Here is a 15,188-nt window from a genome sequence, read left to right on the forward strand (position 1 = left end):
ATATCAGGAGGAGCAGATCAAGTTTAATTTACCTGAATTGCTGATGCAAAATGGACGCCTTTGTTAACCGGACGACAAGGACCTTCGACCACAAAATCCGGCAATCCTGTCAATAAAATAAACTTGTCATACATCCCGTCAGGACTGCGCCCGATTGCGTATATTTGGTTAGTTATGACAATGAAATCGGGTTCAAAAGCTGCCTTAACAGCACCTACGCTTGACTTCCTTCGGGATCTAGTTGACAACAACCACCGCGAGTGGTTTCACGCCAATCGAAGCCGCTACGATGCGGCTAAGGCAGAATTATGCGGAGTGGTAGAACGCGTTTTGGCGGGTGTCAGTACGTTCGAACCGGTCCACAATACCGCCGTAAAAGATTGTATTTTCCGCATCAACCGGGACATTCGTTTTTCGAAAGATAAAGCACCCTACAAACCCAATCTGGCATTTGCCATTGGTCCCGGTGGCCGTCACTCGGGCCGCATCGATTATTTTGTTCAGATTCAGCCCGGTAATAAATCGTTTCTGGGGGCGGGGATGTGGCAGCCCACGCCGGCCCAGCTAGCCAAGTTTCGGCAGGAGGTTGATTACAACGTGGCTGAGCTCAAAGAAATCATCGAAGCGGAAGACTTTCGTGCGTATTTTCCGGAAGCAGCCGGTGAAACGATGAAAACGACGCCGAAAGGCTATTCTGCCGATCATCCGGAAATTGAGCTGTTACGTCGGAAAGAACTATTTTTCATGCATCGGTACACCGATAAAGAAGTTCTGAAGCCCAATTTTGCCGATGAAATTGTGCGGGGCTGCCAGATTATTAAGCCGTATTGCGACCTGTTAAACTATCTGTTCTTCGATGAGCAGGACGAACCTGTTACGCTCTAATCTTTCTGTTCTTATGAAATATTGCTTTAGCTTTCTACTCCTGATGGGACTAACGGTTTCGCTGGCGCAGGCGCAAACCGCCGAAAAGTCCGCGCCGGGTTACACCTACAAGGTTGATGGTGGGTCGGCCGGGAAGACGGTATACGTTTGTGGACAGCGTCCATTTGATGCCGATGGCAATGTCGTCGGTGAAGGTAATCTGCTGGCGCAGACGGAACAGGCGTTTACGAACATCAAAACGGCGCTAGCACAGGTAGGCATGACTCTGGAAGACGTAAAACAAGTAACCTACCACCTCCGGGGTGTCACGGGGCAGGTGAGTACACAGGACGCGCAGCAGGTAAACAGTGTAGGCGGCAAGTACCTAACCCAGAATAGCCCACGTCTGACAACACTCAAGAACATTCCGAAGATTGTGCAGGACAATGTTCTGGTCGAGGTCGAAGTGATAGCAATTAAATGAAAAATCCCCGCCGAGATCCGGCGGGGATTTTTTATGTCTCTCAAAAGGCAAACCCACTTATGCCACTTCCAGCATCGAAATTGCTTTGGCTTCCAGTTGGGTTTCGCCCATCAGGTAACAATCGGCTGCGCGCGCGGCTTCCCGGCCTTCGGAGATAGCCCACACTACCAGCGACTGACCACGACGCATATCACCAGCGGCAAATACGCGTGGGTTACTGGTCGTCTGATAATCTTTCGTTTTTACGTTCCCGCGCTCGTCGTATTCCAGACCGAGATCGTCCAGCAGTCCGTTGTGCTGCGGATGCAGGAAGCCAGCTGCCAGCAGCGCCAGGTCGCAGGGCACGTCGCGTTCTGAGCCTGGAATCTCAACCATCTGCATCCGGCCGTTTTCGGTTTTCCAGTCCAGGTTCACCAGCCGCAGGGCTTTCAGGTTTCCGTTCTCGTCGCCAATGAAGGCTTTGGTATTGATGGACCACTCCCGTTCGCAGCCTTCCTCGTGTGAAGTGCTGGTCCGGAGCATCATGGGCCAGTTTGGCCAGGGGGTATTTGACGCCCGTTCGGTTGGTGGCATTGGCATCAGCTCGATCTGGGTGACGCTAGCCGCACCATGCCGGTTCGACGTACCCACACAGTCGGAACCCGTGTCACCACCGCCGATGACAAAAACGTGCTTGTCCGTTGCGAGCAGTTCGCCATCAGCATAAGGAACTCCCTGGTGGTCAACTTCAACGGGACGGCTGGCGTTCCGCTTGTTCTGCTGACTCAGAAACTCCATAGCTGGATAGATACCTTTCAGATCACGACCTGGAATCGGTAGGTCGCGGGGAACGGTTGACCCACCCGTCAGCATAACGAGATCAAACTGTTCGAGCAGGTGTTTCGCTTTAAGGTCAACACCAACGTTAACGCCTGTCTTGAACGTAATACCTTCGGCTTCCATCACGGCAAGACGACGGTCGATGGTCCATTTTTCCAGTTTAAAATCGGGGATACCGTAGCGAAGTAAGCCGCCAATCTGATCGGCCCGCTCAAACACCGTTACGCTGTGACCGGCTTTGTTTAACTGCGATGCAGCCGCGAGTCCGGCTGGTCCTGATCCTACGACCGCAACGCGTTTACCCGTACGGGTTTTAGGCGCTTTAGGAACCACGTAGCCTTTCTCAAAAGCGGCTTCAATGATTGATTTTTCGATGAACTCAATAGCCACTGGTGGTTTATTAATACCCAGTACGCAGGACGCTTCGCAGGGAGCCGGACAGATTCGACCCGTAAACTCCGGGAAGTTATTCGTCGAACTCAGAATCTCGTACGCGTACGCCCAGTTCTGTTCGTAGACCGCGTCGTTGAACTCCGGAATGATATTCCCCAGTGGGCAGCCGCTGTGGCAGAACGGTGTACCGCAGTCCATGCAACGAGAAGCCTGCCGCTGCGAGTCCTGTTCCGAGAACGGCATTTCAATTTCTTTGTAATCATGAATCCGCTCCTGCGGATCGCGCTTTTTGGGTAGCTCGCGCGTGAATTCTAAAAATCCGGTAGGTTTTCCCATTGTAAGCTAATCAGGCTGCTTCCAGCGTTCTTTTACTCAGTACATCATGTGCCGTCAATAACTCTAGATCATCTTCGGCAACGGTGAAAACGGCAATTGTTTGTCCTATGGCATTGAAAGCTTCAACGATATAAGCGTTGGGTAGGTCACGGCGAGCCTCCAGAAATTCAACTGTTGTAACGATATCTCCTTTCTGTAAGCCCTTGTCGAGTACATCTATTCGTAACGCAACATCTTTATACAAGGGCAGTTTCATAGTTCACGCTCGTTTTTGTGGTAACAACGTAATGAATTTAGTGATTTCTTCGTCGATATCACGCTTCCATATAGTCTTCACCATGATAGGTCGGCCAACTGGCCCAATCAACTCTCCTATAATGCTGAATGACGGACCGTATCGATCTTCTTCCTCAAAGATAGCTTCCTCACTTGCTGCCAACTGGAGAAGATCTTGTTCCAGCAAACGCCAGTTATCCACTGTGTATCCTGCCCGATTCAGATAAGCTGACTTATCCGATCGAGGCAGAGGTACAAGTAAATAATGGGTTATTTTTCGAGAGTCAATACGTATGGGTGGTTCCAGTTTCACCAATTACCCCTGCGTTACGTCGACGGTGATGTCCTGATAGACGATGTTCTTGTCGCGGATCTGGTCGGCCAGGGAAATGCCGCGACCCGCCAGCGCCTGCTTGAAATCGGCCGGCATGACCTTCACGAATTTGCCAAGCTGCTCCTGCCAGTTCTGGATCAGGGCCAACGCCACGTTACTGGTCGTGTACTGGAAATGTTTTTCGACGTATTCCCGGACGATACTCTGGTCTTCGTCGGTCAGCGTTTCCAGCGTCACCATTTCAGTATTGACTTTCGAGGCAAACGAACCGTCCTGATCGTACACGTAGGCAACGCCCCCCGACATACCAGCCGCGAAGTTACGGCCCGTAGCGCCCAGGATGATGGCGAGCCCCCCCGTCATGTATTCGAGGCCGTGATCACCGATCCCTTCGACAACGACTTTGGCACCGGAGTTCCGAACGCAGAACCGCTCGCCGGCCATACCGCGAATGAACGCTTCGCCCGACGTAGCGCCGTAGAACGATACGTTACCGACAATGCTGTTTTCTTCCGGCTTGAACGTCGCAACCCGGTCAGGGTATACGATTAGCTGCGATCCACACAGACCTTTGCCGAAGTAATCATTGGCGTCACCTTCGAGTTCGAGTTTGATACCGCTCGTGCTGAACGCCCCAAAGCTCTGACCGGCTGTTCCGCGCAGTTTGATATGAATCGTGCTATCGGGTAAACCCGGTCCGCCGTACCGTTTCGAAATTTCGTTTGACAGCATCGTGCCGATGCTGCGGTCGATATTCTGCACCCGGAATTCGGCATAAACCGACTCGGCTGAGTTCAGTGCGGGTTGCGCTACGTCGATCAGCTTGCGATCCAGTACGTCGTCCAAGTAGTGATTTTGTTCTTCCTGTTTGAACAGGGCTACATCCAGGTTGGTTGGCCCTTTGTAGAGCAGCGCATCCAGGTTGAGGTTCTTATGTTTCCAGTGCGTCAGGTTCGACCGGAGTTCGAGCATCTGTGCCTGGCCAACCATTTCGTTGATCGTGCGGAAACCCAGTTCGGCCATGATCTCACGGAGTTCCATGGCAATGAACGTGAACATATTCACGACATGCTCCGGCTTACCGGTGAACAGCGCCCGCAGCTCTTTATTCTGCGTGGCTACCCCAACCGGACAAGTATTCAGGTGACACTTCCGCATCATGATACAGCCCGCAGCTACCAGCGCGGCCGTGGCCACACCGAATTCTTCGGCACCTAGCAGGGCGGCAATCGCTAGGTCGCGACCGGTGCGCATCTGACCATCGGCCTGCACCGTTACGCGGCCCCGTAGTTTGTTACGGACCAGCGTCTGATGGGCTTCAGCAAGACCCAGCTCCCAGGGCAAACCCGCGTGGCGGATCGACGACAGAGGAGAAGCGCCCGTACCGCCATCGTGTCCCGAGATCAGGATATGGTCGGCGTGGGCTTTCGCTACCCCGGCTGCAATCGTACCCACACCAGCTTCCGATACCAGCTTCACGCTGATACGGGCATCGCGGTTGGCATTCTTCAGGTCGGAGATCAGCTGCGCTAAATCCTCGATCGAATAAATATCATGGTGGGGCGGGGGCGAAATCAGACCCACACCAGGGGTCGAGTGCCGTGTCCGACCAATCCAGTCGTCGACTTTAAAGCCCGGAAGCTGACCACCCTCGCCGGGCTTCGCGCCCTGCGCCATTTTAATCTGTAGCTCCTTCGCGTTGGTCAGGTAATAGCTCGTTACGCCGAAACGACCCGAGGCAACCTGTTTGATCGCCGAGTTCAGGCTGTCGCCGTTTTCTAGGGGTTTATACCGCAGTTCATCTTCGCCACCTTCGCCCGAGTTGCTTTTACCGCCGATGCGGTTCATGGCAATAGCCAGGGTGGTGTGTGCTTCCCACGAGATCGAACCGAAGGACATAGCGCCCGTCGCGAACCGTTTGAAGATACTCTCGATGGGCTCAACTTCGTCGATCGGAACGGGCGTTGCCGTTTTAAACTTCAACAGTCCACGTAACGTAATCGCTTTCTGATCCTGATTATTGATCAGCTGCGAATACTTTTTAAAGATGCCGTAATCGTTCCGCTGGGTAGCCTGTTGGAGCAGGTGGATGGTGTCGGGATTGAAAATGTGTTTTTCGCCCCTTTGCTTCCACTGGTAAATGCCGCCTACTTCCAGGCGAGGTGCTGCCGCCGGCGAATCCGGGAAGGCAACGCTGTGCCGGATCAGAATTTCCCGCGCGATTTCGTCCAGCCCCATACCGCCGATGCGTGATACCGTACCGGTAAAGTACCGGCTCACCACATCTTCGTTAAGACCTAGGCACTCGAAAATCATAGCGCCCTGGTATGACTGTAAGGTCGAGATCCCCATCTTCGAAAAGATCTTGAGTAACTCGCCGTTAACTGCTTTGATATAGTTCTTGTACAGCTTGTCGAGGTCGTAATCAACCTGCAGCAAGCCTTTTTCTTTCATGTTGGCGATCGTTTCGAACGCCATGTAGGGGTTTACTCCCGATGCGCCGTAACCGATCAGCGTTGCTACGTGGTGGGTTTCCCAAACGTCGCCCGCTTCTACCACGATACCAATTTTGCCGCGTAGTCCCTGCCGAATCAAATAGTGGTGAATGGCTGACGTAGCCAGCAGCGATGGGATCGGCGCGTGGTTCGAATCAATAGCCCGGTCAGACAGCACCAGAATCGAGTAACCGTCCTGGATGGCGTCTTCCGCGTACCGGCAGATGCGGGCCAGCGCGCGTTCCAGCGATTTACCGTCACCGTCGGCCGTGAAGAGACAGTTGATGGTCTTGGCCTGGAATTTTGGCTTATCAATAAACCGTAGCTTATCAAACTCTTGCGTCGTTAGCACAGGTTGCTCCAGCTCGACCTGACGGCAGTGTTCCGGCGACTCGCTGAGAAGGTTGTAGGTAGCCCCAACAAACGAAATCAGCGACATGATCGACCGCTCTCGAATCGAGTCGATTGGGGGGTTGGTTACCTGGGCGAACAACTGCTTGAAGTAATGACTCATGTGCTGAGCCTGTTCCGACAAAACCGCCAGCGGTACGTCGGTGCCCATCGAGCCAAGGGCCTCTTTCCCCGTCTCAACCATTGGCCCGATAATCATGCGCAGGTCCTCGGACGTAAAGCCGAATGCCTGCTGCATTCGTAGCAACTTAGCCGGTTCGTATTTGTGGTACGCCCGAACAGGCGCTTCCAGGTCCGAAATTCGAATTTTATTCTCGTCCAGCCACTGCTGGTACGGTTTCCGCGTGCTGATGCTGGCTTTGATCTCCTCGTCCGAAACGATTCGTCCCTGCTCCATATCGACCAGGAACATTTTACCCGGCTGCAGACGACCTTTCGATACTACTTTTGAAGGATCAATATCCAGTACGCCCACTTCGGAAGCCATAATGACAATGTCGTCATTCGTTACCCAGAAGCGAGACGGACGCAGGCCGTTCCGGTCAAGGGTAGCGCCTACCATACGGCCATCGGTGAACGAGATCGACGCTGGACCGTCCCAGGGTTCGATCAGGCCCGCGTGGAATTCGTAGAACGCTTTCCGGATAGGGTCCATGTGCTCGTTGCCATCCCAAGCTTCGGGAATGAGCATCATCATGACGTGTGGCAGCGAACGGCCACTCATCACGAGTAACTCGATGGCGTTGTCGAGGTTGGCTGAGTCCGACTGTTTGGGATCGCAGATGGGCAATAGCATGTCCATCTCGTCCTTCGTGAACTTGCTGGATTCGAGCAGACCCTCAGCCGCTTTCATCCAGTTGACGTTACCCCGTACCGTGTTGATCTCGCCATTGTGAGCGATATACCGGAATGGCTGGGCCAGTTTCCAGGAGGGGAATGTGTTGGTCGAGAAGCGCGAATGCACCACACCTAGCGCTGACACGACCTCTTCCTGCTGAAGATCCGGGAAATACGGTTCCAGTTGCAGCGTTGTCAGCTGGCCTTTGTACGTAATGGTCCGGCAGGAGAGTGAGGAGAAATAGAAATGATCGACGCCGTTTACCGTTTCATTGATGATCCGGGTGCTGTAATTCCGCAGAATGTACAGTTTGCGTTCAAAATCTTCAGCATTGGTAATGTTGGCCGGACGCTTGATAAACACCTGCTCCATCTGCGGCTCAGCCGACCGTGATCCGTTACCCAGATCACTGTTATTTACCGGAACAACCCGGTAGCAGAGCAGCTCCAGCCCGATTTTCTTCATGTTCCGGTTCAGAATGGCCCGGCATTCTTCGCGCAGCCACACATCCTTCGGAAAATAAACCATACCCACGCCGTACTCCAGCGCGGGGGGCAGGTGAACGCCCAGTTTGCGGGTTTCATCGACAAAAAACTCGTGCGGGAGCTGAATCAGCAACCCCGCCCCATCGCCCGAATTGGGTTCTGATCCAACCGCCCCCCGGTGCTCCATCCGGCGGAGCATCTGTAAGGCGTCGGATACAATCTGGTGCGATTTGCGTCCTTTAATGTGGGCAACAAAGCCAATGCCGCAGTTGTCGTGTTCAAATTCGGGGCGATAAAGACCCGATTGACTCGTGTCTTGCTGTGCGAAGCCCTGTGGGTGCTGTTCCGGTGTTCCGGTTACTTGATCAACCTGATCAGACATAGTCGTAACAGTGTTGGGTGAAGCCGTGGTTTTTAAACGATCTGCTAACAAGATCGCAAAAAACAGTGACGTTTTTTAATAAAATCTAAATTAATGAACAGCCCTGGCGGATACTCAGATCAGAAGATGATGGCCAGCGAACGAGCGTTTGTGATAAAGTCACGCAATATACTACTAAAAAAATTTGGTAAATGTATGCTTTGTTAGAATTTAATAACATGTAGTTCGTATTGTGAATTTGATTATATTTATTCTTAAAAATATAACAAATAATAAATTGAAGTAGGTAATTTCCCGGGTTATAAAAGCACTACAAAAGCTGTTTTTTGGGATAGAAAAGCGTTGAAAAGAAAAAAGGCCAAAGTCCGCTTTAGTTGCAGATTTTGGCCTTTTCGGTGATCCGGCTGGGATTCGAACCCAGGACCCATACATTAAAAGTGTATTGCTCTACCAGCTGAGCTACCAGATCATTTCCCACAGCGAAAACAGATCGTTGTCGTTTGGGATTGCAAAAGTAGGAGTTTGTTTTTGTGAACGCAAGTATTCGCCTAAAAAAAAGTTAGCTGCTGCGTTAGTTTGACAGCTTCTACAGCTTCTCGAACGTCGTGAACCCGCAGCATGGTGGCCCCTTTCATCAGGACTACTGTGTTTAACGCAGTAGTGCCATTCAGGGCCTGATCGGCCGTGATTCCCAGCGTTTTCCAGATGGTTGTTTTGCGGGAAAGCCCCACCAGTAGCGGCTCGTCGAATACCCGGAATGAACTGAGATGACTCAATAGTTCAAAATTTTGCACGGGTGTCTTTGCAAAACCAAACCCGGGGTCAAGAATAACATCGTTCTGCCCTAAGGCTCGTAGTTCTGCCAGCCGGATGGCCAGCTCATCGATGACATCGAGCGTTACGTTCTGGTAATTGGTCATCGTCTGCATCGTCTGTGGTGTTCCGCGCATGTGCATAAGTACGTACGGCACGCCTAGGCCCGCTACTGTTTCGAACATGATCGGATCAAGGGTGCCACCGGCAACATCATTGACCAGACACGCCCCCGCACCAACGGCCTGCCGCGCCACATCGGCCCGGAACGTATCAATGGACAGGAGCGCGTCCGGGAATTCAGCGAGGATAGCTTCGATGACCGGAAGAACCCGATCAGTTTCTTCGCTCGCTTCAACCGGAGCGGCTCCGGGTCGGGTCGAGTAACCGCCAATGTCAAGGAACGTAGCGCCATCGGTCAGCATCCGGGCAGCCGCTTCCAGGCTGGTGTCGATGGCGACCCGGCTCGTAGCAAAAAAAGAATCGGGCGTTACGTTCAGAATCCCCATGACGGCGGGCGGGGTACTTCCGTTCGCTAATTCGATGAGTCGCCCCCGGCAGTTCAGGGTTTTCTTCGTAGTTTTGTTCATTCACTTGAAGTATTATCCGTCAGCGGTGGTCATGCGAGGCCGGTTATTCTGGTTGGAACAATCCGTGACAGGCCATGACAATTTTTGTCAATCAATGACAGTAGCAAAAACGGAAACCGAATATCGGGACATCGTCCAGCGTTGCAAAAGTTTGTTCCTTAAAAAAAATCAGGACTACGGTACCGCATGGCGCATACTTCGCCTGCCCAGTATCACCGATCAGCTGTTTATCAAGGCCCAGCGAATCCGTACGCTTCAGGAAACGGGCGTCAGCAAAGTGGGTGAGGGGGTGGAACCCGAATTTGTAGGTATCGTCAACTACTGCGTAATGGCGCTGATCCAGCTTCAACTCCGGGGGGATACGCGCACGGATATTCCAACGGACGAGCTGGAAGCTCTCTACGATCAGCAGATGGGTCAGGTAATGGATCTGCTGTTTGCCAAGAACCACGATTACGGCGAAGCGTGGCGCTCGATGCGGATCAGCTCGATGACGGATATTATTCTGATGAAGCTGCTACGTACCAAACAGATTGAAGACAACCAGGGGAACACGCTGGTGTCGGAGGGCGTTGACGCTAATTATATGGATATGATTAACTACGCCGTTTTCTGTTTGATCAAAATGCAGGCGGAGTAGCAGACGCTGGTTAGTCCGGCACGTTGTTTGTCGCTTGCTGGCCAGCCATTGTACCCGTCTTTACGTTGTGTATATCCCCGATACCCTTAGTCATGCAAACTGCTGCTCCCGCTCCTAAAATCAAAACCGGTACCCAACCGATGCTTATTGCCGCCCAGATTGCCCGTGTGGTGGTGGGTGTTGTCTTTATTTTCTCGGGTTTGATCAAATTAAATGACCCCGTAGGAACGCAGATTAAATTCGAAGAGTATTTCGAAGTATTTGCGCAGGATCTGCCATTGCTGCACGATTTCTTCATGGGGCTGGTGCCATTCACGCTGGCTATGTCCGTACTGTTCTGTGCGGCCGAGGTGATCCTGGGCGTTGCGCTGCTGGCAGGCTATAAACCCAAAGTGACTGTCTGGCTGCTCTTTTTCCTGATCGCTTTTTTCACGTTCCTGACATTCTATTCGGCCTATTTCAACCGGGTGACCGACTGTGGCTGTTTTGGTGATGCAATCAAGCTCAAACCCTGGCATTCATTCTACAAGGACGTTGTATTGTCGGTGCTGATTCTGTTTATAATTGGGCACCGTAACCGGCTTAAAGCCCGGCCAACGGGCTGGCTCGTTGGCCTGACTACCGCCTTAACCCTCGGTCTGGGTGTCTACGCGGTCATGTTCCTGCCGCCAATCGATATGCTGCCGTACGCCGTAGGGAAAAGTATTCCGGCAGGTATGCAGCCCTCCGAGCCACTCCGCTATGAATACATTATGGAGAAAGACGGCAAACAGGTTAAGCTGGACAAATACCCTACGGAACCCGGTTATGCGTTCAAGGAAATGGTGCTGGTGAATGAAGGCGCCCGGCCCAAAATTACGGATTATCGGATCTGGACCGATGGGAGCGAGCTGGAAAGCGATTTCACGCAGGAGTCGTTCAAGGGAAACAAGCTGTTCATCATTGTTAAAAATACAAAAGACATTGACGCGGGAAGCATTCCTGCCATCCGCTCGCTGGCAGAAGGGCTCAAAGGCTCAACCGTATCGCCCTACATCCTGACCTCGACGAGCGACGCTGAGATCCAGGCGTTCCGCAAAGAGTTTCAATTAGAAAACGTACCGTACTACAAAGCCGACGCCACCGTACTGAAGACGATCATGCGTTCAAATCCCGGCACCTGGCTGTTGAGCAACGGTGTCGTTCGCGGCAAATGGCATTACAACAAAACCCCGGACGCGGAGGAGGTGAAAAAAATTGTGAATGAGTAGAAGAATGAATGAGTGAATGAGCGAATGAGTGATTGAGTGAATAGCTGGCGCGACGAATAAAAAGTATGCGGCATCTATTCACTCAATCACTCATTCACTCATTCGCTCATTCACTCATTGTGAATGAAAAACATCTTTCTAATTGGAATGCCGTCGTCCGGTAAGAGCACGCTGGGGAAGCGGATTGCGGATAGTTTGCAATGTCGGTTTGTCGATACGGATAAGCTGATTGTCCGGGACGAGGGGCGTTCCATCGCCGAAATCTTTGCTGAATCGGGCGAAGCTTATTTCCGGGAGGCTGAGCAGAACATCCTCCGGACGATTCTGCCAGGTAACAGTCTGGTGATCTCGACGGGCGGGGGCATGCCCTGCTTCCACGATAACATGACGTACATTAATGCTACAGGCATTTCCATCTTTCTGGACGTACCCGTAGAGGTACTGGCTCAGCGAATTATCGACCACGCGCAGGGGGATCGACCCCATTACAATCATGCCGATCCCGAGCTGATCGAAAGCCTTCGGAAACGCTACGTCGACCGGCTTCCCTTCTATAGTCAGGCCAACGTGGTTGTAACGGGAGAAACCCAGGAAGACGAAATTCTGCGTCGGCTCGGTGAGTGGCTGTAGATTCTGAATTTGTTGAATAGCAAGAATACCCTGAAACAAATAGAAGGGGCCGCCTATTATAGGCGGCCCCTTCTATTTGACGAGTAAGATACCTTAAAAGAACGTGCCGATCGACAGCGTTACGTTGGTATTCCGGTCGCTGGTCAGCACCGTTGGCGTATCGACGTCAGACGGTAAAGAATAGGGCGTAAATCCCGATTTGTAGGTCAGGTAAGCGCCCGACAGATCGGCAAAGAAACGATCGTTACGAACGCCCAAGCCAGCTGAAATCAGCAGTTTCGCGCGATCCGACGCCGGGACACGATCCAGGTTGAATTTATAGGCGGTAGGTAGGTAACCCACGCCGGCCCGCAGCCGTAAAATGCCCGTTCTAACTTCGGCGCCGGCCCGCAGGTTAACAACGCTCTGGTACGTATCCTGAACAGCCTGACGTACGTCGTTCCGGAAAGCGGTATTGTCGCTGGCCGATGAGAAGACCGACGTCCGAACACGCATCCCTCCATACCCTACGTATTCTGCCGTTGCGGTGATAAAGCCCGACTTACCCAGGAAGAACGTAGCGCCCCCTGATGCCCGTAAGGGTGTTTGCAGGGTATAATCGAAATTGTCGTAAGGCGTTACTACGTCGACACTGCTTGGTGGTCTGTTGTTTATGATGGTCGGGTCGGAAGGATCGGCAAAAATGGTTTGCGCGAACGTTTCCCGCACGCTGGAGAAGGTCGGCGTAGTCAGCGCAGCACCTAACTGCAGTTCCGGGGCTACTTTATAAATCACCCCCAACGTTGCGTTAATGCCCGTTCCAGTAACCGTAAACCGGTTGTTCTGCCCGTAGTTGTAAAACGTATTCCCACCGATTGGTAATTCCGTGAAGATGTATTCGGACGAATACCGCAGCCGTGTAATACCGATCGACCCACCGATGTACAATTTGTCATCCAGATTACCGGCGTACGCTAATGTCCACTGCGAGTTAGCACCCGACCGGCTGAGCGTTGCCCGTTGCTCTTTCTGCGTGTTGGCATCCCCCCGGGCAAACGGTGCCCCATAGATTTGGTTTCCCTGAGAATCCTGTCCGACCGGCTGAGTTGGGTCGATCAGGAAAAGCTGATAGGCAGCAGCCGCGGCTGATCCGGCCTGATTCAAATTAAAATTGTACAGATTATCGATGCCCGGTCCTGTATAGCCGTTCGGGTAGTCGGCGTCTCCGGCGTTAGCGGCATTGACGTACGTCTGCGCAATAGACGAATTGCGGTTGTTGTTGATGCCCCTGGCGCTCACGTAGTCGTTGAAGTTGACTGACTGGGAATACGTGATACCGAAGGTCGAGCGACGCCAGCGCCGGTCCCCGTTATCACGTCCGGCCAGGATCAAACCAAACTGGCCTACACTGACTTTGCCATTATTGCCGGTTGTTCGTCCACCCAGATAATCACTCTGATTACTGACGCTATTGTACGAAGGACTAATACTGAACTCCGACCGGTTATAAAAACCTAGCCCGGCGGGGTTACCAGCAACATTACTGGCATCGGCGCCCAGCGCTGCGTGATTACCGCCTAAGCCCCGGAAACGGGCCGTTCCATTCAGCGTAAAATCGGAATACCGAAAGGCATCATCAGCATAGTCCGTAGCGGCTCCCTGCCCAAATGTTGCCTGGGCCATCAGTAACAAAAATGCGGTCGATAAAAAATGGTTTTTCATAAAGTTTGCCTGGTTCAGGGACGTACTGTATACTGTTTAGAGTAGCAAAAGGCCCGATCGTTTAATCATAAGTTTATCCCTTCGTGATAGAAAACGAAAAACCCCGTCAATTGTAAGACATTGACGGGGTTTTTTTATTCAAATCAAGTTTTGACTAGCGTGGACCACGGCCACCGCCACCACCGACGGAACCTCCGCCACCACCACCGCGGCTGCCACCGCTGAACCCACCCGAAGAAGGTGCGCTGAAACTGGGCTGGCTGTAACTACGGCTTTGGCTCTGATACGATGGCTGTTGGTACGTCTGCTGGGGAGACTGATACGTGCGCTGTGGCTGCTGATAGCTGGGCTGGCTATATCCCGACCGGGCTCCGCTGTTGCTATACCCGTTACTATTTGACCGACCACCGCGTGGCGACGAGTAATACGTGTTGCCTGTGACGTTGGAGCCACTACTATAGGCAGGTGCGCTGTTGCCGGCTCTGCTGTTGTCGTAATAATAGTTGCCCCCGTTCCGACTGCTACCGCCCCGTGGTGAGGTATAGTTGCCGTTAGAACCCCGGACAACCGTTGCGCCTGAACTATTGGTGTAGGTCGAGTTACCCGCAGCCCGACGAGCTCCCGAGTTATAGGACCGGTTCGAGTTGTCGAAATCGCTGGTATAACGGCCCGAACCACGGCTTGCCGTTCCATTATAGGTACGTGCGTTCCGGTACGGGTCGGCACCCACAATTGTAGGATTGCTGGCGTAAATGGGGGTGCCATAGCCGTAACCATACCCACCACCATAACCGAATGGCGAATAGAATGGGCTATATGCGCCACCGTAGGCGTATGAGCTGTAGAATGGATCATACAATCCTCCGTACCCATAGCCAAATGGCGAGTTGAATGGGCTGTAGGCATAAGCGCCATAGCCTCCAAACGGCGAGTAGAACGAATTATAGAACGGACTACCAAAGCCAATGTTGAAACCTGTATAACCTACACCCAGAAATGGACTCATACCACTGTAGAAACTACCCCAGCGGTTCCAGCTGTAGGCTGATGCCAGACCTGCGTTATAGGCTTGATATTCAGACTCGTTCCATCCTGGATCAGGTGAAATTCCTCGCTTTAACTTACGGGCGCTTAGGTCGGAATAATACTCATCTGAGTTGGTGTCGTAACCCTGCTGGTCTTCAACGTAATCAGGGTTAGCGTTGCGGTACGACGACTGACTCCGGCGTTCGTACCGGCTGGGACGTGACGCTACAGAGGCCACGTCGGACGAGTTGCTAACGTACACGTCTGCCGTAGCCGATGTGCCGTATAGGTCGTCCATTTCACCCGAGCGCTGTGCCGTCTTGAGGCTGGAGCTACAGCTCCAGAAACTCAACAGAGCCGCCAGCGTCAGGTAACGATATAAGGGCTGTTTATTCATCTGGTAAAGGATTTACACTATGTA

The 15,188-nt window shown here is 52.5% G+C and carries 12 protein-coding genes and 1 tRNA gene; 5 read left to right on the plus strand and 8 right to left on the minus strand.

The features are described 5' to 3' along the window. Positions 1-174 precede the first annotated feature (174 nt). Together HU175_RS15040 and HU175_RS15045 are read left to right on the plus strand one after the other, a co-directional pair. Positions 175-885 (plus strand): DUF2461 domain-containing protein, encoded by a 711-nt coding sequence (locus HU175_RS15040; RefSeq protein WP_176567375.1) that lies wholly within the window; start codon positions 175-177, stop codon positions 883-885. 13 nt (positions 886-898) lie between these two features. Continuing rightward, positions 899-1,348, plus strand: a complete 450-nt coding sequence (locus HU175_RS15045; RefSeq protein ID WP_176567376.1) for a RidA family protein — start codon at positions 899-901, stop codon at positions 1,346-1,348. A gap of 57 nt (positions 1,349-1,405) precedes the next feature. Here the strand turns inward: HU175_RS15045 and HU175_RS15050 are convergent, their stop codons facing one another. The 6 genes from HU175_RS15050 to folP form a co-directional block, all read right to left on the minus strand. Next, on the minus strand, positions 1,406-2,896 hold the full coding sequence (locus tag HU175_RS15050; protein WP_176567377.1) for a glutamate synthase subunit beta: 1,491 nt from the start codon (positions 2,894-2,896) through the stop codon (positions 1,406-1,408). Positions 2,897-2,906: 10 nt separating this feature from the next. Further along, the gene (locus tag HU175_RS15055) at positions 2,907-3,152 is read right to left on the minus strand and encodes a DUF4926 domain-containing protein (RefSeq protein WP_176567378.1); all 246 of its coding nucleotides are present in this window, start codon (positions 3,150-3,152) and stop codon (positions 2,907-2,909) included. 3 nt (positions 3,153-3,155) lie between these two features. Further along, positions 3,156-3,485 (minus strand): DUF6883 domain-containing protein, encoded by a 330-nt coding sequence (locus tag HU175_RS25125; RefSeq protein WP_410528564.1) that lies wholly within the window; start codon positions 3,483-3,485, stop codon positions 3,156-3,158. Between the two features lie 3 nt (positions 3,486-3,488). Continuing rightward, positions 3,489-8,117 (minus strand): glutamate synthase large subunit, encoded by a 4,629-nt coding sequence (gene gltB / locus HU175_RS15060; protein ID WP_176567379.1) that lies wholly within the window; start codon positions 8,115-8,117, stop codon positions 3,489-3,491. 396 nt (positions 8,118-8,513) lie between these two features. Further along, positions 8,514-8,586 (minus strand) — tRNA-Lys (locus HU175_RS15065). Between the two features lie 79 nt (positions 8,587-8,665). Then, on the minus strand, positions 8,666-9,520 hold the full coding sequence (gene folP, locus HU175_RS15070; protein ID WP_176567380.1) for a dihydropteroate synthase: 855 nt from the start codon (positions 9,518-9,520) through the stop codon (positions 8,666-8,668). Between the two features lie 94 nt (positions 9,521-9,614). Here folP and HU175_RS15075 point away from each other — a divergent pair, with 94 nt between their 5' ends. From HU175_RS15075 to HU175_RS15085, 3 genes are all read left to right on the plus strand, one after another. Further along, positions 9,615-10,160: a DUF1599 domain-containing protein gene (locus HU175_RS15075; RefSeq protein ID WP_176567381.1), complete on the plus strand. Its 546-nt coding sequence runs from the start codon at positions 9,615-9,617 to the stop codon at positions 10,158-10,160. A 92-nt stretch (positions 10,161-10,252) separates the two neighbouring features. Further along, entirely contained in the window at positions 10,253-11,410 is a 1,158-nt protein-coding gene (locus tag HU175_RS15080; protein ID WP_228724173.1) for a BT_3928 family protein, read from the plus strand. A gap of 123 nt (positions 11,411-11,533) precedes the next feature. After that, positions 11,534-12,040 (plus strand): shikimate kinase, encoded by a 507-nt coding sequence (locus tag HU175_RS15085; protein WP_176567382.1) that lies wholly within the window; start codon positions 11,534-11,536, stop codon positions 12,038-12,040. Between the two features lie 93 nt (positions 12,041-12,133). Here the strand turns inward: HU175_RS15085 and HU175_RS15090 are convergent, their stop codons facing one another. Further along, positions 12,134-13,741 carry a hypothetical protein gene (locus HU175_RS15090; protein WP_176567383.1) on the minus strand — a complete coding sequence of 536 codons (1,608 nt, stop codon included), beginning with the start codon at positions 13,739-13,741 and terminating at the stop codon, positions 12,134-12,136. A gap of 154 nt (positions 13,742-13,895) precedes the next feature. After that, entirely contained in the window at positions 13,896-15,164 is a 1,269-nt protein-coding gene (locus tag HU175_RS15095) for a hypothetical protein (RefSeq protein ID WP_176567384.1), read from the minus strand. Positions 15,165-15,188: the final 24 nt, after the last annotated feature.

Origin of the sequence: Spirosoma sp. KUDC1026, from assembly GCF_013375035.1 — a bacterium.
Lineage (GTDB): Bacteria > Bacteroidota > Bacteroidia > Cytophagales > Spirosomataceae > Spirosoma.